12 protein-coding genes are annotated in these 17,241 nt (G+C 54.2%); 7 read left to right on the forward strand and 5 right to left on the reverse strand.

All coding sequences use genetic code 11. The annotated features are described in order from the left end of the window. Nucleotides 1-14 precede the first annotated feature (14 nt). The 7 genes from Q1Q75_RS17600 to Q1Q75_RS17630 all read left to right on the forward strand — a co-directional run bounded on the left by Q1Q75_RS17600 (nt 15) and on the right by Q1Q75_RS17630 (nt 8,344). On the forward strand, nt 15-1,181 hold the full coding sequence (locus Q1Q75_RS17600) for a Xaa-Pro peptidase family protein (protein WP_300673291.1): 1,167 nt from the start codon (nt 15-17) through the stop codon (nt 1,179-1,181). A gap of 8 nt (nt 1,182-1,189) precedes the next feature. Further along, the gene (locus Q1Q75_RS17605; RefSeq protein WP_300673293.1) at nt 1,190-2,422 is read left to right on the forward strand and encodes a YgeY family selenium metabolism-linked hydrolase; all 1,233 of its coding nucleotides are present in this window, start codon (nt 1,190-1,192) and stop codon (nt 2,420-2,422) included. Further along, nucleotides 2,415-3,185: an aspartate/glutamate racemase family protein gene (locus tag Q1Q75_RS17610; RefSeq protein WP_300673296.1), complete on the forward strand. Its 771-nt coding sequence runs from the start codon at nt 2,415-2,417 to the stop codon at nt 3,183-3,185. Before Q1Q75_RS17605 ends, Q1Q75_RS17610 begins: the two co-directional genes overlap by 8 nt. Before the next feature lie 96 nt (nt 3,186-3,281). Then, on the forward strand, nt 3,282-3,809 hold the full coding sequence (locus tag Q1Q75_RS17615; protein ID WP_300673298.1) for a TRAP transporter small permease: 528 nt from the start codon (nt 3,282-3,284) through the stop codon (nt 3,807-3,809). Beyond that, the gene (locus Q1Q75_RS17620) at nt 3,803-5,077 is read left to right on the forward strand and encodes a TRAP transporter large permease (protein WP_300673301.1); all 1,275 of its coding nucleotides are present in this window, start codon (nt 3,803-3,805) and stop codon (nt 5,075-5,077) included. The genes Q1Q75_RS17615 and Q1Q75_RS17620 overlap by 7 nt, the downstream gene beginning before the upstream one ends. Nucleotides 5,078-5,120: 43 nt before the next feature. Beyond that, on the forward strand, nt 5,121-6,134 hold the full coding sequence (dctP, locus tag Q1Q75_RS17625; protein WP_300673303.1) for a TRAP transporter substrate-binding protein DctP: 1,014 nt from the start codon (nt 5,121-5,123) through the stop codon (nt 6,132-6,134). Between the two features lie 1,034 nt (nt 6,135-7,168). Then, nucleotides 7,169-8,344: an ATP-grasp domain-containing protein gene (locus Q1Q75_RS17630; RefSeq protein WP_300673306.1), complete on the forward strand. Its 1,176-nt coding sequence runs from the start codon at nt 7,169-7,171 to the stop codon at nt 8,342-8,344. Nucleotides 8,345-8,496: 152 nt separating this feature from the next. Here the strand turns inward: Q1Q75_RS17630 and Q1Q75_RS17635 are convergent, their stop codons facing one another. The 5 genes from Q1Q75_RS17635 to Q1Q75_RS17655 form a co-directional block, all read right to left on the reverse strand. Further along, complete coding sequence (locus Q1Q75_RS17635; RefSeq protein ID WP_300673308.1) at nt 8,497-9,711, reverse strand: HlyD family efflux transporter periplasmic adaptor subunit; 1,215 nt, start codon at nt 9,709-9,711, stop codon at nt 8,497-8,499. A gap of 1 nt (nt 9,712) precedes the next feature. Beyond that, nucleotides 9,713-12,685, reverse strand: coding sequence for a TolC family protein (locus tag Q1Q75_RS17640; protein ID WP_300673310.1), 2,973 nt, complete (start codon nt 12,683-12,685; stop codon nt 9,713-9,715). Then, the gene (locus Q1Q75_RS17645; RefSeq protein WP_300673312.1) at nt 12,678-14,108 is read right to left on the reverse strand and encodes a diguanylate cyclase; all 1,431 of its coding nucleotides are present in this window, start codon (nt 14,106-14,108) and stop codon (nt 12,678-12,680) included. The genes Q1Q75_RS17640 and Q1Q75_RS17645 overlap by 8 nt, the downstream gene beginning before the upstream one ends. Nucleotides 14,109-14,114: 6 nt before the next feature. Then, nucleotides 14,115-15,437 (reverse strand): glycosyltransferase family 2 protein, encoded by a 1,323-nt coding sequence (locus Q1Q75_RS17650; RefSeq protein WP_300673315.1) that lies wholly within the window; start codon nt 15,435-15,437, stop codon nt 14,115-14,117. A 237-nt stretch (nt 15,438-15,674) separates the two neighbouring features. Continuing rightward, nucleotides 15,675-17,084: a sigma-54 dependent transcriptional regulator gene (locus Q1Q75_RS17655; RefSeq protein WP_300673318.1), complete on the reverse strand. Its 1,410-nt coding sequence runs from the start codon at nt 17,082-17,084 to the stop codon at nt 15,675-15,677. Nucleotides 17,085-17,241: the final 157 nt, after the last annotated feature.

Consider the following 17,241-nt stretch of genomic DNA (forward strand, 5'->3'; position numbering starts at 1 on the left):
GTAGGATAAAAAAGATGAGCATACTGGAATCTGGATTCACCGTTGAAGAGTTTGAAACACGGACCGCCCGCATGCAGAAAATCATGCGGGAGAAAAAGTTGGACGCCGTCTTCCTCACCACCGAGGCCAACGTCCGTTACTTTACCGGTTTTTATACTCAATTCTGGGAGAGCCCTACCCGGCCCTGGTTTCTGGTCATCCCCTTAGAGGGAAAACCCATTGCCGTGATCCCCGGCATCGGCGAAAGCGGCATGCGCAACACCTGGATAGACACCGTTCTCACCTGGTCCGCGCCCAACCCCAAAGACGACGGCATCTCCCTGGTCGCAGGTGTCATCAACTCGCTGCCCACACGCTTCGGCCGTATCGGCGCGACCCTGGGCCTGGAGTCTTACCTGCGCATGCCCACGGCGGATTACCTGAAGCTCACCGGCCTTGTGACTGGCAGAGAATTTACCGACATCGCTTATGAGATGCACCACCTGCGTGCCATCAAGTCCCCGGCAGAGATTGCCAAGATCAAAAAAGCCTGCGAGATCGCAAACCACGGGTTTGACCTGCTTCCCGTCCATGCAAAGGTTGGCCAGACCGAGCAGGAGATCTGCCGGCAGATGCGAATCAATATGCTGAACAGCGGCGCGGAGTTCGTCAAATACCTCATCTCCGGTTCCGGTCCCGACGGCTACGACAGCATCATCATGGGGCCTACCGCCCGGGTCATCGAAGAGGGCGACGTCCTGATTATCGACGTGGGCGCCGTTTACGACGGCTACTTCAACGACTTCGACCGCAACTTCGCCTTTGGACACTGCAGCGAGGAGACCAGCCGCGCCTATGATTGTGTCTATGCCGCCACAAGCGCCGGGTTTAACGCAGCCCGCCCCGGTGCCACCACCACAGACATCTACAACGCCATGTGGAGCATCATGGAAGAAGGCGGCGCCCTGGGCAACGGAGTGGGACGTCTCGGGCATGGACTTGGCAGCCAGCTGACGGAATGGCCTTCCAACACGGCCACCGACAATACCGTGCTGGAGCCCGGCATGGTCATCACCCTGGAGCCGGGCATGGCCTATGCCCCGAACAAGGAGATGGTGCACGAGGAGAACATCGTGATCACCGAAGACGGTGCCGAATGGCTGTCAGAACGAGCCGCTGAACACATGGTTATTATAAAATAGGAATCGCGATGTCTGATATCTTTAAAAAAATCGTGTCCCGCACCCAAGACTATGCTCAGGACATCTATGATTTTGCCTGCGAACTGATCCAGGTCGAGAGCTGCTCCGGAAACGAGAGGGGTGTTGCCACCCTTGTGGAAGCCAAGATGAAGCAACTCGGCTTTCATGATGTCATCGTGGACAATATGGGCAATGTTCGCGGCTCCGTGGGAACCGGTCAAACCCTGATCGCCGCAGACGGACACATGGACACCGTCGGTGCAGGCAACTTGGAGCAATGGGCCCGCCCTCCCTTTTCCGGTGAGCAGGACGACAACCACCTCTACGGTCGGGGCGCCTCGGATATGAAAGCGGCGATTGCGTCCATGATCTATGCGGGAAAAGTGGTTCAGGACTTGCAACTAACGGATCAGTTTACCTACATGGCCTGCGCCACGGTCCAGGAAGAGCCTTGCGAAGGGCTGGCGTGGGAATATCTGATCGAAAAAGAAGGGGTGTCTCCTGACTTTGTGATTATTGCAGAGCCCAGTGACGACCTGATCTCTCTCGCCCAGAAAGGCCGCATGGAGCTTAAAGTATCCGTGACCGGCAAAAGCGCTCATGCTTCCGCACCGCAGATGGGGAACAACGCCATCTACTCCATGGCAAAAATTGTGACTGAACTGGAAGCACTCAACGACAACCTTGAGATTGAAGACAAGGACCTGGGAAAAGGCTCCCTCGTTGTCTCCGAAATGCTTTCAAGTGCTCCGTCTCGCTCCTCTGTCGCTGATTATTGCGAAATTTTCATCGATCGACGACTTACCTGGGGAGAATCTCCCCAGTATGCACTGGAACAGGTGAAACACCTGCCTTCCGTGATTGCGGCGCAGGCGCAGGTCGAGCTTCCTACCTTTGAAGAACCCTCCTACACAGGACTTGTGCCTCATAAAGAGTGCACCTTCCCCGCCTGGAAAATTGAAAAAGACCACGTGGTCACCCGCAGCACCGTCGAGGCCTACGAACAACTCTTCGACCAGTCTCCCACGCTGACCACATGGCCCTTTTCCACAAACGGTGTCGCCATTATGGGCAAGCACAACATCCCTGTGATCGGCTACGGCCCGGGTGTGATTGCGGCATGCCACGTGCCCGATGAATACGTCATAAAAAAACAAGTGCTGCGTGCGACCATGATGTACGCCGCCATGTGCATAACCTACTCAAACACGTGTAATCAAGAGAGCGTATCACATGCTTAGCCAGTCTGATTATGAAACAAGCGAACTGTTGCTGGAACACGCCAAGGCTCCCCGTCCGGATATCGTGCATATCGGGCTGGTGCAGCTTTCAACGGATCATTCCATTGAAAGAGATTTGAATATGCTGGTGGGATCTTCGGCCATGATCTTCAGCAATCGTGTGTACTATTCAAGCTCCATGACCCAAGAGGCGCTTGCGGAAATCTCCCAGGGCATCACGCAATCTGCCAGCCTGATCGCCACCGGGCTCCCCATGGATGTCATGGCTTTCGGCTGCACCTCGGCGTCCATTGTGATCGGCAATGAGAAGATTCGGGATTTGCTGACCGTGGATCATCCCGGACTTCCCGCAACAAACCCGTGGGCCGGAGCCATGGCCGCCTTCAAACATTTAAAGGCGAAACGTGTCTCTATCTTTTCACCGTATCCGACAGAGGTGAACTACCCGCTGTATCAGCAGCTTATTGCAGAAGGACTTGAGGTGCCGACCATCGGGGCCTTGCGCATAAAAAAAGATACGGACATTACCACGGTGTCGTTTGACTCGATGCTGGATGGCGCCAAGCGCATTTTGGCCCAGGCCCCCACGGATGCACTGTTTATGTCCTGCACAAATTTACGTGCCCTTGAGCACATTGAAGAACTTGAGGCTGAAATCGGCATCCCCATTGTCACAAGTACTCAGGCGATGTTCTGGCATGCAATGACGCTTGTTGGGAAACAACCTGAAATAGAAGGGTTTGGAGAATTGTTAAAAGGATAGAGTCCTGGCGTTTTTTGCCCCAGGATCACCTGTCTTTTTTATAGCAAAGATTACATGAGTAAGGTACCCGAGGGACATGGGTAAGGAGGAGATTGCATGAAACTTTTTTGGAAAATTGACGACCTCATTGCACTTATTACGGAGTGGATTCTGGCCAGTGGCGTAATGCTCATGGCCACCCTCCTGATTTGCAATGTCGTCTCCCGCAAACTGTTTATGAAAAGTATGGCTTCAGCAGACGAGATTGGCGGTTCGCTGCTTATTCTCGTGACATTCAGCGGCATAGGCTATGCCGCCCGTAAGGGACGCCATATCAGAATGACGGCGATCTTTGATACGCTCCCCCTCAAAGCGCAAAAGCTACTGACGATCTTCATCTCGTTTGTGACCATGGCAACCTACGTTTACGTAAGCTCCATCGCCCTCGACTATATTGAATACACCCAAATGCTGGGCAAGGTGACCTCTGCTCTGGAAATACCTGACTGGATTCGCGCGGCTGTTATTCCTGTAGGTTTCGGGCTTGGTGCCATTCAATATCTGATGAATATCATCATCAACATTAAAGAGCCTGGTCTCTACATTGGTACGGAAAAACCCGAGGAGGGAAAAATAGAATGCTGATTCTTTTTGGTTTAATGCTTCTCTTGCTGCTCATGGGCTTCCCCATGATGATGACCATGCTTCTTTCCACCCTTGTGTATGTTCTCATGTATACGCCCATGGTTCAGCCCTTTATCGTCGTCCAGCAAATGATGCTGGGCGTCCAGGCACCCGTGCTCATGGCCATCCCCATGTTCATTCTCGCGGCCGATATTATGAGCAAAGGGCAGACCTCAGAGCGTCTGCTCGATTTTGTTGAAAGCCTGGTGGGCCACCGCAGCGGCGGCCTTGCCTCCACAACCTCCATCACCTGTGCACTGTTTGGGGCCGTCTCCGGTTCCACCCAGGCAACGGTTGTGGCCGTCGGGACCCCGGTTCGAAAAAAACTTCTGGATCGAGGCTACAGCGACAGCGAAGCGTTGGCGCTGATCATTAACTCCAGTAACCTGGCGTATCTGATTCCGCCCAGCCTGGGAATGATCGTCTACGGCGTTGCCAGTGGCGCGTCCATCGGCAAGTTGTTCATCGCAGGGATCGGGCCCGCCGTCGTGATTATTGCCCTGTTCGTTGCATACAACGTGTTCTACGCAAAGAAAAATGACATTCCCTGTCTGCCCAAGGCGTCCGCCGCACAGCGCCTGGCAGCCACCAAACGCTGCATCCTGCCCTTCGGTTTCCCCGTCATCATCATGGGCGGGATCTACTCCGGGATCTTCAGCCCCACCGAAGCCGCTGCCGCCAGCGTACTGTATGCCGCCTTTGTGGAAATGGTCATTTACAAATCGGTAAAGGTTAAAGATCTCTATGATATTTGCCTTTCCACCGGCGTGCTGACCACGGTCGTCTTCGTCCTTGTTGCCGTGGGCCAGAGTTTCTCCTGGGTCATCTCTTACGACCGTATCCCGCAAATCCTGACCCAGGGTCTGCTTGGAGAGTCGGCCTCTGTCTTCCTTATCCTGCTGACGGTCAACCTCGTGTTCTTCGTCGGCTGCATGTTTGTAGAGGCCGTTGTGGTTATCCTGATCCTTACCCCCATTTTTGCACCCATCGCCCATGCTGCCGGCATCGACCTGGTGCACCTGGGTGTCTTGATCACCCTGCAGGTAGCGATCGGCTCTGGAACGCCGCCCTTCGGGACCAGCATTTTCACCTGCTGTGCCATCTTCGACAAACCGTACCTTGAGGTAATTCGAAACGAGGGACCCTATATTGCCATCTTGCTGTTTGCCTGTTTTCTGATTTCTGCGTTCCCCGAAATTTCATTATTCCTGGGAGGGTTGATGAATTAATTCATCAACTGAAACAACACACATTTTACTTTAGGAGAGAGAGATGAAAAAGTTTTGTACCTTTGGTTTGGCCCTGATGATCGTATGTGCCTGTGCATTACCGGCATCTGCAAGACAAAAATCTTACACCTTTAAAATCACGCACGAAGAATACGCAGACACCGTACCCGACCGATACGCAAAAGAGTTCGCCCGCCGGGTGACGGAAAAAAGTGAGGGTCGAATCAAGTTTGAAATTTTTCAGGTTGGACAGCTCGGTGTGGGCGTTGACCTGGTCGAACACCTGCTGACCGGTTCCACCCAGATGGCCATCGTCAGCCCCGGTAACGTCTCTACCATTGTCCCTGAAGGTCAGATGTTTGCCCTGCACTTCCTGCTGCCTTCCAGCGTCAAAAAAGCCTATGAATTCCTGGGACAGAGCCAGGTTGTGAAGAAGGACCTCGCGGGTGCTTACGCAGAAAAGAGCCTGCGCCTGATGGACCTGTGGCCCCTGGGCGCAAGTGACTGGCTCAGTGATAAAAAAATCACCAGCCCTGCCGACTTCAAAGGTCTGCCCTTCCGCACCATGGACACCCCTCTGATCATTAAAAACTATGAAGCCTACAATGCCAACGCCACTCCGGTTTCCTACACCGACGTGTACAGCGCTCTTCAGCTGAACATGGTGGATGGCGTGGAAAACCCCCTGGCCGCGCTGGTAGATATGAAATGGTACGAAGTACAGAAGTACCTCATTAAATCCAACCACATCATGTACCTTGAAGGCGTGTTCATGAACGACCGTTTCTTCAAATCTCTGCCGAAAGATCTGCAGGCGATTCTCTCCGAAACAGTCGCTGAGATGCGAGACTACGCTTTCGACCTCCAGAAAGAAGCCAATACAAAAGCAGAAAAAATTCTTGCCGCACACACCGAAGTCGTCACCCTCACTGCCGATCAGCAGGCGGCCTTCAAAAAAGCAGCTCTTCCCGTACGCGCTTACTACAAGAAGAAGCTGAGCAAGCGTTGCGCTGCCATGCTGGAAAAACTTGAAAAAGAACTGGCTGAATTCGAATAATCTCTCTGCCAGAAAGCCGGGGTATGATGCCATACCCCGGCCCCCTCAAAAAAAGCTCTGCTTTTTGCCTGCCAAGATATACGCCGCCACAACCTGCTGCGCCATCTCCTGAAACACCTTGATCTCATACTCCCATTTTCTTCATAAGCTTGCCCACAGCCAACGGCATGATGTTCAGCTGTTTTGCCGCAGCGCTGATGTTTTTCTCTATGCAAATACAATAAAAAAACCTTGCGTCGGTTAAAATCGATATCGTTTAGTAACCATTCAGTTAAGCGGTGCGCACGGCGCACCCTACATTTCACATCGACACGGTTACCAAAGGACAAACCCTTTATACGGTTTCCTTCTTCATCGACCCTGCCGTATCGGTGTGTGGCGATTGGGTGGCATGAGCTGAATAGTTACATCGTTTAGCGTCCCTCAACCCAGGGTTTGAATCGTTTAAATTTACTTGACGCGGCATGTGGTGTAATTTGTCAATCTCAATAGTGATTCTTTAACGCGCTTTGATGGCTTAAAAGAGAGCCTCCGGCGGCAAGGTGTGCCATTTTTAAAGCAGAGTTCGTATGCTGGTCCCCACCCCGATGCAACGGCGCTCGTTCCCAGGCTCCGCCTGGTAACGTTCTGCCGGAGGCTCTGCCTCCATGGTCGAGTTCACCGCAACCGATGAAATGGGGTCACCTTTTACTACGCCCCAACCCGGCAAGGCGAAGCCTTGCACACCACACTCCCAGACAGAGCCTGGGAGTGTGGAAAAGCCGCACCGGAGTGCGGCGCTCCAATCATTACCGCTGCGATCCCGGGAAAAACCCCGATGCAACGGCGCTCGTTCCCAGGCTCCGCCTGGTAACGCTCTGCCGGAGGCTCTGCCTCCATGTCCGAGCGCACCGCAACCGATGAAATGGGGTCACCTTTTGCCACGCCCCAACCCGGCAAGGCGGAGCCTTGCACCCGACACTCCCAGGCAGAACCTGGGAGCGAGAAAAAAAGAAACCAAGCACTAAAAACATCTTTAACCTTGGAAATACATCATGTTTATTTTTGATCAACCGTATATCTCCGATGTGGCCGAATCCTTTCTCATTGAGTCCCAGGCCCCGCTCTTAAGCAATGAATTCTCCCGGGCCTGCGTGTCTGACACGGCCAACCACCTCTCCGATGCCGAGGCCGCCAGGCAGCTGGAGCGCGATCACTTCCGCTGGCTCTACAGCAACAGCGAAAACGCCATCGGCTGGATCGTCAAGACCTTTGGGGCGGACTCCGAGCTGGCCCGAAAGATAGACCTCTTTAAGAACAAATTCAAATTTCGGGAAAAGACAGCGGCCCTGTTTCCCGACATTGCCTTTTTCAAAATCGCGGCAGCCGACATTGAGGCCTTCACCTTTGAGCAGGTGGGCGCGCCCTTTATCATCAAGCCCATGGTGGGATTCATCAGCGCGGGGGTCCACCGGGTAAACACCGAAGCCGAATGGGAAAAAATCCGAGCCCAGCTTTTACAAGAGACCAAAGAGACAGCCCAGGCCTTCCCCGAAGAGGTGATCAGCAGCGCTTTTTTTATTGTGGAGTCCATCATCGAAGGGGACGAGTATGCGGTGGACGCCTATTTCGACGATGACAACAGGCCGGTGGTGCTCAACATCCTCAAACACCGGTTCAGCGGAGAACAGGACATGAGCGACCGGCTCTACCTCACCTCCGCCGAGATCATCACATCACGCCTGGCATCCATTGAAGGCTTTCTCACCGATCTTTCCGAGCTCGGTGATTTCAGAGGGCTCCCCATCCACGCCGAGATCCGCATCGACGATAAGAATCGTCTCCGCCCCATCGAGGTCAACCCCCTGCGCTTTGCCGGGTGGTGCTCCACGGATATCGCCTTGTACGCCTACGGCATCAACGTCTATGACTATTTCGCAAACAAAAAAAAGCCCGACTGGGAGGCGGTGCTTGAAAAAGCCGGGACCGACACCTATGCCATGGCGGTGATTGAGCGCCCCACCCCCCTTTCGAAAGATCAGGCCTTTGATTACCAGACACTCAGCGAGCAGGTCAGCTCTGTCCTTTGCATGCGCAAAATGGATTACCGAACCTTTCCGCTGTACGCCTTCCTCTTTTTCAGCACCTCAAAAAACACCGAACACGAACTCGATGCCATGCTGGCTTTGAACCCCGAGGCCTTTGTTGTCGACCTCGTCCAGGCGGGATAAAATTTACCCATGCCCCACATAGACTATGGTGGGGCCAGGCAAAACCATCCGGTTCCTGCCCAACCTGAGGGCAACCTACTGGATTTTTCCTGATCAGCAAGGCCTGGAAAAAAAGGCCGGTGGATCCAATCCAACGGGGCACACCGTCCCTTTTATCGAACAACAACTTTCACGATATTGCCGGGAAGCATCTGCCCCTTGTTTTCGAACAGGACATGAAAATAGACGGCGCTTGAGATATTCGGCATTTTCTCACTTAAAAGGGGGGGGACACGGAGCTGCACCGTCCCCTGGGTTGATATTTTTCCAGGAACCGACTGATTGGACCCCTCGCTGTAGAGGAGAATCTCTTTCTCTTTTGTAAACAGGGAGGCGTCTCTCGCGTCCACATAGACATCGGCCCACAGATGGGTCAACGAGGCACTCGTTAAAATCGTGTCCCCGGTGTTTAAAACAGAACCGCTGGTGACCCTGAGGTCTGTGATAATGGCATCAAAAGGGGCTTTGTAGGAGGCGGACCCATATCTCGTCTGCAATTGGTTCAGGTGCGCCCGTGCTGTCTCAATCTCGGAGAGAAGGACTTGCACATCGGTTTGGGTTTTAATGGAATCGCGACGCAGGATAGACTCGAGTTTACGGCCCTCTTTTTGCGCTTCGGCCTTGGCGATCCGGTTTGCTTTTAACACCTGATTGTAGTGGTCCCGGGCCAGGAGATACTCATTGTACCGGAGTTTTTTCTCGGTTTCAGCCGCAGTGACCTGAGACCGGGTTGCCGCGTCCAGGCGGTAGAGTTTTTGAAGATTTTCGTGGCGCTCCTTTTTTGCCTCATAGAGGGTCTTCAGGCGGCTCTGTTCATAGCGCGCCTCGGACCTTAACCGGTCACGCGCGATGGCGGTCCCCTGCTGCTTTAAGTCCAGCAATTCACGTTCGTTTGTTAAGGCATCCGAACCCTCACCAGTGTCCTCTCCCGCCACAGGCAGCCTGGCGCCTGCCATCAGCTCGTATTGCCTCATCTTGCCATGAAGGGCGACCTCGGCCGCTTTCAGCTGGGCCTCTCCTTCGGTGGAGACTTGGGTAAAAAGAACCTCCCCTTTTTTTACCACCGCCCCTTTGGCAACAAAAACTGTCTGAATCTCCGTAGGGAACCAGGCCGTAACCGGGGCCGTATCGCCAGAGACAATGCCGTAAGTATAGAGGGTGTTTCGTGTATACAGGGCATAACCGATGAAGAGCCCTCCCACAACAAGCACGCAGATCAGGATCGCCTTCCCCACCGGGACCTTCTTCCGCTGATGGCCCTTCATCTCGACTTGAGCCGGGGTCACCGGCTTCTGTGATGTGCCACCCTCTCGAAATGATATTTTCATTTTAGTCCCCACCCCCGTCAAAAATCAGCCGGAGTGCCGAATAATCGTGATAAGAAAGCCCCCGATAGAAGGGACTTTCCATGAATTGACCTGCCAGGGGTTCCACAACCTGTGGCCACCGGTCCCTGGCGAGGGGATACAAGGTGTCGGTGGCCGGAGCCCTGTGCGAAAATTCAACCCCGACCTCCACCGGCCCTTCGGCCGCTTCAAGGACTGCGGTGGCGATACGATCTATTTTTTCCGGGGCGTCAAAATAGGCCATGACCGTGATCCCATCAGTCAGGCGGGCCACCTGGCGCATCAGGGGCCGGTGTTCCTCCCTCGTAAAAAATTTAACCGGACAGTCCACCCACAGGGGCATCTCCACCCCGATGCGTGCACGTGCCCTCTGAATCAACCGAATATAGGTCCGATTCAACGCCATGCGACGGATGGGTTCCGTCTCCCACCCAGCAATGGAGTGGGGTTCCACATCAAGCTTCACCCCGGAGATCCTGGGCTCGAACCTGTTTTTCGAGCCATTAAACGAGGCGATACGATCAATCCCCCGAGTCAAGGCCTCAAGCCCATCATCACCCGTCAACCATTCCGGTTCGCCCAGCAGAGCCCACACCTCGATCCCCTCCCGTGCACAGTCCCCCAGAAACTGCGTCAACTGTTCTCGGGCCATCTGCTCGGAAAGAAGTCGGGCATCGGAATAGAGGTAGGCATAGACCCTCTTCACCCCGGCGGACCGGGCAGTTTTCACAAAGGCGGCCCGATGGGCCGAGGAGTCCATGGCCGCCCGCGTCTCCCACAGCCACAAAGAGGCGCTCTGCCGGTCGATGTTCTGAAAAGACAAGGCCGTCAGCTGCTCCCCGAGAAGCCTGGAACGCCCGGTCTCACGCCACACATTCGCATACCGGACGCCCAGATCTTTTTTCACACCGGCCAACCGGGCCACCGCCTCAAAGTATGCCTGTTCTGCCGTGTTCACCGCCAAGGGATCCAAGGGGCCCTCCTCATCGATGGAATCAATGGCCTCATACAGCCGGGCGACCCTGACTTTTTCCAGATAATAGTGGGCGTCCCGGCGTTTGGCCAGGGCATCACCCTGGGCGGCTTTAAAATCCATCAGCGCCTCATCAAGCCCAAGCTGTATCTGGTCGGACACGATCTCCAGGCGGAGCCTCAACGACTCTTTCATATGGCTCCAGTAATGGCGATGAAGTCTGGCTGCCTTTCGATGGGCCGTGGACACGCCGCCGCTGAGGGTCAGGTTGATATTGTCTGTCACGGCATCCCCTGTGCTGCGTCCCCGATACTCATACTCCGCCGAAGCATTCAGGGTGCCTCGAATCTCAGGCCCGGCAGATTCCAGAAACCGGGCCTTCTGAAATTCACTGGAGATGGCCTTCACCTGCGGGTGATTCAACACCGACAGCTCCCGAAGCACCCCCGGTGCCTCAAAAACCATATCCTCCAAATGAAAATCAGCCGGAGTCAGGGAGATCCCAACCCCTTGCGGAATCCCGCAGAGGTCTTTCAGGCGACGCATCAAAAACACGATCTGCCGATGGGTATGAGCCCGTTCGGCTCTGCCCGAGACAAGAATCTTCTCAGCCGCCAGACGCTGTCCCCCCAGGGCATCCCCGACGCTTTTCAGGGTCTCATAATAGGTAACCCGGCGTTGATACGTGGAGAGTAAGGCCTCCTGCACATCCCCCAGCTCCTGAAGATGACTCACCTTAAAATAGAGCTGAAGGGCCTCTGCCACCCGCTCGTTGATTTCATCATCGACGCGGCACCGTGAGGTCTCGGCCGTGAGCTGGGCGGCACGCCAGAGCTCGGTATTTCGCCTGATATCAAGCAGGGGCTGAAAGATCCCGAGCAAGCCATCGATGAAAAAACCACTCTGATCGCTGAACAGACCGGCGGCCGAGGAGGTCCCCAGTTCAAAATAAAGCGACGGATAATTGGGCAATGTCGCGATACCGGCCTGAACAAAATCAGCGGCCCAGAGGGACCGCTTTAAATTCACCTCGGGACTCTGCGCCATGACAAGGGAGACGATCGCCTGGACATCCAAAACCTCAGGAAGCCGGACCACCACGGGAGGGGCGACGCCATGCGCATGACGACGGCGCAGAATATAACGGGAGCCCTCCCCCTCAAAGGCTTCTGACCGATGGTACCCGGTCACCTCCCCCGTTTCGGGCGTCAACCGGTAAAGGGACTGATACCCCTTCTTGTCGGATTCAAAGACAAGGGTCCTGTCATCATCGGAAAAAATACGGGTGATCTCCCCATAGCCAGGTCCCAGGGGTTCCCCGAGGTTCTCACCCTGTTCATCCACCGCCATGAGAAGAGACGCCCCCTGGCTGTCTCGGCTCAGGAAAAAAACGCAGCCCGACCGCCGAAGGTAAACGGGCAGCACGGGCTCCCCCGGAATCCCTTTCACTCTCTTTTTCCCTGCAAAACGCAGCGTCCCCGACCCATCGTAATCAAAATGCAGACTCACCAGGGAAAGGGCCTGTTCGCCCGGCCACCCCCACCTTTCACGGGCCAGGGCCTTGAACACGGCAAAGGTCTGCGTCGATTCAGACGAAAACTCCGACAAAGGAAGGCGACTCAATCGCAGGGAGAGAGGGTCGAAATAATAGAGCGCCGTCTCCCCCTGATCGGGATCGGTGATCCTGAAAAATACAATCAGCTCGTCCGCGAGGAACCGGGGCAAAGACTCCGGCTCTAAAACCCGCTTCACCCTTTGATTTTTCAGCTGAAAGACAATGAGATCATGCGCGGTGGTCCCCAGGGTCTCAAAGAGGTGCTGCTGTCCAGAGTAAAAAGGCGCCATCAACTCCTGAATCACCGCCTTATCAGCCTCCTGAATCACCGAATGGCGATTGCGCAGCCCGCAACCCAGGCAAATCAACGCCAGAAAAAGGACGCCCCAGGCCAAAGGAGCCGGGCCTTTCTGTCGCCGCCTAGGCATTCGTCAAATCCGCCATGGCCAGGGAGACCAGCTGATCCGGGGTCTCATGGGTGGCATCGCCTTGAACCACACTGAAGGTCACCTCGGGCCGCTGAATATCATACAGATATTCAAGGCCTTCAATGGCCTTGTGAATGCGTTTCACAGCCATCACAGCCCCGTCAAAATCGGTCTCGACAAGAATAATCCCCAGGGTCTGTGCGTCCCAGACACAGGTGGTATCCAAATCTCTCAAATCCTGACTCAAGGCTTTAAAAAGGGTATTAACGTACCAGACAACACGATCGGGAGAATTCTTCTGCACACGCTCTATGTGCTCGATGCGGGCCAGGGCCAAGGTAAAGCATGAATGATAGCGCTTCGTACGGATCAACTCCCGCTTCAACTCAAGCTCAAAATACTGTTTGTTGTGAAGCTTTGTATGGTGATCATAAAGAAGGGCGGCAAGGTCCACTCCCCCTATTTTTCCACTTCTGACCGCCTCCATCGCCTGCTCAGTCAGTTCATACGAATAGATATTTTTCTCCACCGTTTCACCTGGCTGGCACACAAATCCGCACACCAGACACTCCAGTTCAATGACCGGCTCAGGGTTGATGGCCTGGCAATTTGAACACTTAAAGTAATCCGCGGGTTTCTCATAATCGATGCCGATATGACGCAGCTGCTTCTCACACTTCGGGCAGACAAAATCCGCACCCTGCCGAAAGGCTTCAAGGGAGTCCACATGACCACACTGAAAATGATGGATCATCTGACCGCGAACAATATCCAGGGAGGAGCAGACCGGGCAGACCTCACGATAATTGACCTGATACGACTCACACACCGAACACAGCCGAACCCGATTTCTCAGCTGCCTGACAAAAAAGCCCCTTTCGGATAAAGCCTCCAGATAGGCATTTTCATTTTCAAGTTCCCCGGACAGCTTCAGGACATCCGGGTAAAAATGCCCACTGGGCTTAAAGGGGGAGGCAACCGGATCAATGACGCTCACGCCGCTGTCCACCACCCCTTTCAGAAAGGCGAGGACCGCCACATCAGATAAATTCGCGTCCCGGTATTTTTTCAGAAAAAAGAAGACATTTCGGATCGCCGGCAGGAGTTCAGCGCGATAAACCGGGCGAAAAAGGACATAAGCGGCCCCTTTTTTAAAGGCCTCCGCGAGGAGGTCCTTCTCATAGCAGGAGGTTACAAAAATTGTTTTATTTACAAACATCGGCACACGGTCCGCCCCGGCCGGTCCCTCTTCCTGACAATAAATCATCAGGTCTATGTCGCCCGACTGATCTTGCAGGGACGAGACCTCTGCCTGTGTGATGGAGAGCGACGCCTCAAATTGAGCAGAAACCAGTCCCTCCTTGATGCGTTGAAACTCCTCGTCGTGTGCCCCGACAATGGCTACGTTAAAGACTTTTTCCATACACCCTCACCATTTTTTAGTATTGCGCCATGCAGATTCCGGCAGATAACCCTCCTGGTAATTAATCCTGAAAATTTCCAGCAAAAGCGCCCCGAACCTCACCCACCTGAACAGCGCCTTGTATCCTGGGAAAAAAAAGACCGTGGGAAACAAGGCCACCTCTTCGTCACGGCGCTCACTGAAGACCAGCGCAATGGCAAAACAGAGAAACACCACCCCCACATAAATAATATAGGCAAAACACAGGACAAAGATGAGGAGTTTCGGGTAAAAGATCAGCATCAAAATGAGATAGACCGCATAGATAAAGGTCAAAAAGACGGTAAAGAAAAATTCGAGGGAGAGTTCGAAGGCATTGCGCCAGTCGTAGGTCCAGAACTTCATGATATCAACATGCTTTCGAAAATAGGTCCTGAAGCCCCCCTTGTCCCAGCGGAACCGCTGGCCTCTCAACACCCGCCAGGTATCCGGGGCGTTGGTCATGGCGATGGCTGCCGGGGCAAAGACAATCTTCCAGCCCACCTTTTTAATTTTCAAGGTCAAATCGGCGTCCTCCGCCAACTCGGGATCCCAGGCCCCAAAGGAGGTTAAGGATTCCCGCCTGAAAGCCCCGAAGGCCCCACTGACCTGCATCCCCATGCCAAGGAATCCGAGCCACCGTTTCCACATGGAGATGGACAGGGCATACTCAATGGCCTGAAGGCGAGTCCAGATGGACGCCCCGATATTTCTCACCTTAAGATTGCCCGCCACCCCGCCGACCCGGCTGTCGTAAAAGGGGCCAATCATGTGAAGCAGCATATCCCGGTCAAAGGAGGTGTCCGCGTCCACCGAAACGATGTAATCCCCGGTGGCCAGATAAAAAGCCATGTTGGATGCCGTGGGCCGACCGGATCGTCCGGTGGCAGCGCTGTTCCGGTATAATTTCACCAGCCCCTGGTCGGCAAAAGGTCTGGCCTCCTCATACATCCGGTCTTCCGAGTTGTCGTCGATGACAATGATCTCAAGGTTGGGATAGCGAAGTTCAAGAAGCGAGCGAATGGCCTGGGCGACGCTGGCTTCTTCGTTGTAGCCCACAAGAAGGACGCTGACCGAAGGATTCGTGGCGAAAAAGATTTTTTTTTGCTCTTCGTCCTGGGGCAGCCGACCACATATTTTGGCAACATAAAGAAAAATGGTGGGGAAAATATAGCGCGGAAATTCGCCGAAAATAAACACGGGCATAAAAAAAAGAATCCATTCCCAAATCGCTCGGTTGGAGAACTGACTCTGAATCAAGTGGCTGAAATCAAACATCGCAAAGAGCACAAGATTCAAAAAATCAGCCATATTATGTCCCCAAATAGGAAAGATAAAGAGTAACGATTACGTTGATGCCTTCGTCGGACCTGCGGGAGCCCATCTTCATGGATTTATTTTAAAAAAGAGTCACGTTTGATGAACGGGTTGTGATGGGCGACCCCGATAGAGGCATGCTTGAAGGCAGGTTTTTGAAACGCCGTAGAGGTAGAGACAGATAAAAGCAGTATAACATACTGCCCCTTATTTTACATCCTTCCAACAAATTCAGTCTTTTCGTCGATACGGTTCCGGGTCGATCTCGTATCGTTTCATCACCTGCTGAAGGGCTTGGCGTTCCATGCCGCAACGTCGGGCGGCCTGGGCTACATTGCCCCCTGTCTCTTCCAGAAGCGCCCCCACATACCCGCCGTTAAACGCTTTAAGGCACTGCTCTTTGGCCTCTTTGTAGGGAAGCCCTTTCAGGCAGGTTCCTGCCCTGTCTCCTGAAACGACCCCGGGAGACACGGCCAGCACCTCCCGCAAATCCTCGGGCTCCATCATCTCCCCTTTGGCAAAGAGCAGCCCTTTCATCATGAGGCTCTCCAGCTCCCGAATATTTCCCGTCAGGGGCAACTCCCTCAACAGATCCATCAGCGTATCGGAGACAGGCAGCGGATCGCGGCCCATGGTGCTGGCGTGTTTGTGAATGAAATGGCTCACCAGGGCCGGGATGTCCTCGCGGCGTTCGCGCAGCGGGGGGAGCCTCAAGGGAAGCACATTGAGCCGGTAGTAAAGATCCTGACGAAACTCGCCCTTCTCAATGGCCTGGGCCAGATTCTTATTGGTGGCGGCAATAATCCGAACATCCACGGGAATGGATGTTGTCCCCCCCAGGGGCTTGATCTCTTTTTCCTGAATCACCCGGAGGAGCTTGGATTGAATGGTCGGGCTGATCTCCCCGATCTCATCTAAAAAAAGCGTTCCCCCGTCTGCCGCCTGAAAGAGCCCCTGACGATCGGATGATGCCTGGGTAAAGGCCCCTTTTCTGTATCCGAAGAGCTCGCTCTCCAGAATCTGCTCGGGCACGGTGGGACAGTTGACGGTGACAAAAGGCCCCGCTTTCCGCTCGCTCTGTGCATGAATCGCCCGGCAGGTCAGCTCCTTTCCCGTCCCCGACTCCCCGGTCACCAGAACGGTCATATCGGTTCTGGCCACCATGCGGATGGTCTCAAAAACCTTCAGCATGGCAGGGGAGCTGCCCACAATGTTGTGAAAGGTCGCCTGCTCCTGAAACGCGTTATGGAGCCGGATGTTCTCACTGATCAACCGATTTCGCTCCAGGGCCTTTCTCAACCGGAACACCAGGGTGTCGTGATCAAAGGGCTTGGCGATAAAATCATAGGCCCCGGCCCGAATCGCCTCCACCGCGGAATCGATGGAGCCGTAAGCCGTCATCATGATCACCGCGATCCCCTGCTTGAGCGCCCGGATCTGCCGAAGCAGCTCCGCCCCACCCATACCGGGCATCTTCATGTCCGACAAGACCAGATCAAACCGCTTTTCCTGAATCATGGAAAAAGCCTCTTCACCGGAGGAGGCCGTCTCCACCTTGCAGCCCAAATCGGGCTCCAGGCTCCGCTTGAGAAGCCGCAGCATGTCGATCTCGTCATCAACGATTAATATGCGATGTGTCAAAATATGTCTCCGAAAGGGCTAAAGGGCTAAAGGGCTAAAGGCTAAAGGCTAAAGGCTAAAGGCTAAAGGCTAAAGGCTAAAGGCTAAAGGCTAAAGGCTAAAGGCTAAAGGCTAAAGGCTAAAGGCTAAAGGCTAAAGGCTAAAGGCTAAAGGCTAA

Source organism: Desulfoluna sp. (assembly GCF_030145185.1).
Classification (GTDB): domain Bacteria; phylum Desulfobacterota; class Desulfobacteria; order Desulfobacterales; family Desulfolunaceae; genus Desulfoluna.

Coding starts and splice junctions, on each gene's coding strand:
- Q1Q75_RS17600 (WP_300673291.1), top strand. CDS start 15: ATGAGCATACTGGAATCTGGATTCACCGTTGAAGAGTTTGAAACACGG.
- Q1Q75_RS17645 (WP_300673312.1), bottom strand. CDS start 14,108: ATGGAAAAAGTCTTTAACGTAGCCATTGTCGGGGCACACGACGAGGAG.
- Q1Q75_RS17610 (WP_300673296.1), top strand. CDS start 2,415: ATGCTTAGCCAGTCTGATTATGAAACAAGCGAACTGTTGCTGGAACAC.
- Q1Q75_RS17650 (WP_300673315.1), bottom strand. CDS start 15,437: ATGGCTGATTTTTTGAATCTTGTGCTCTTTGCGATGTTTGATTTCAGC.
- dctP (WP_300673303.1), top strand. CDS start 5,121: ATGAAAAAGTTTTGTACCTTTGGTTTGGCCCTGATGATCGTATGTGCC.
- Q1Q75_RS17635 (WP_300673308.1), bottom strand. CDS start 9,711: ATGAAAATATCATTTCGAGAGGGTGGCACATCACAGAAGCCGGTGACC.
- Q1Q75_RS17640 (WP_300673310.1), bottom strand. CDS start 12,685: ATGCCTAGGCGGCGACAGAAAGGCCCGGCTCCTTTGGCCTGGGGCGTC.
- Q1Q75_RS17620 (WP_300673301.1), top strand. CDS start 3,803: ATGCTGATTCTTTTTGGTTTAATGCTTCTCTTGCTGCTCATGGGCTTC.
- Q1Q75_RS17630 (WP_300673306.1), top strand. CDS start 7,169: ATGTTTATTTTTGATCAACCGTATATCTCCGATGTGGCCGAATCCTTT.
- Q1Q75_RS17605 (WP_300673293.1), top strand. CDS start 1,190: ATGTCTGATATCTTTAAAAAAATCGTGTCCCGCACCCAAGACTATGCT.
- Q1Q75_RS17615 (WP_300673298.1), top strand. CDS start 3,282: ATGAAACTTTTTTGGAAAATTGACGACCTCATTGCACTTATTACGGAG.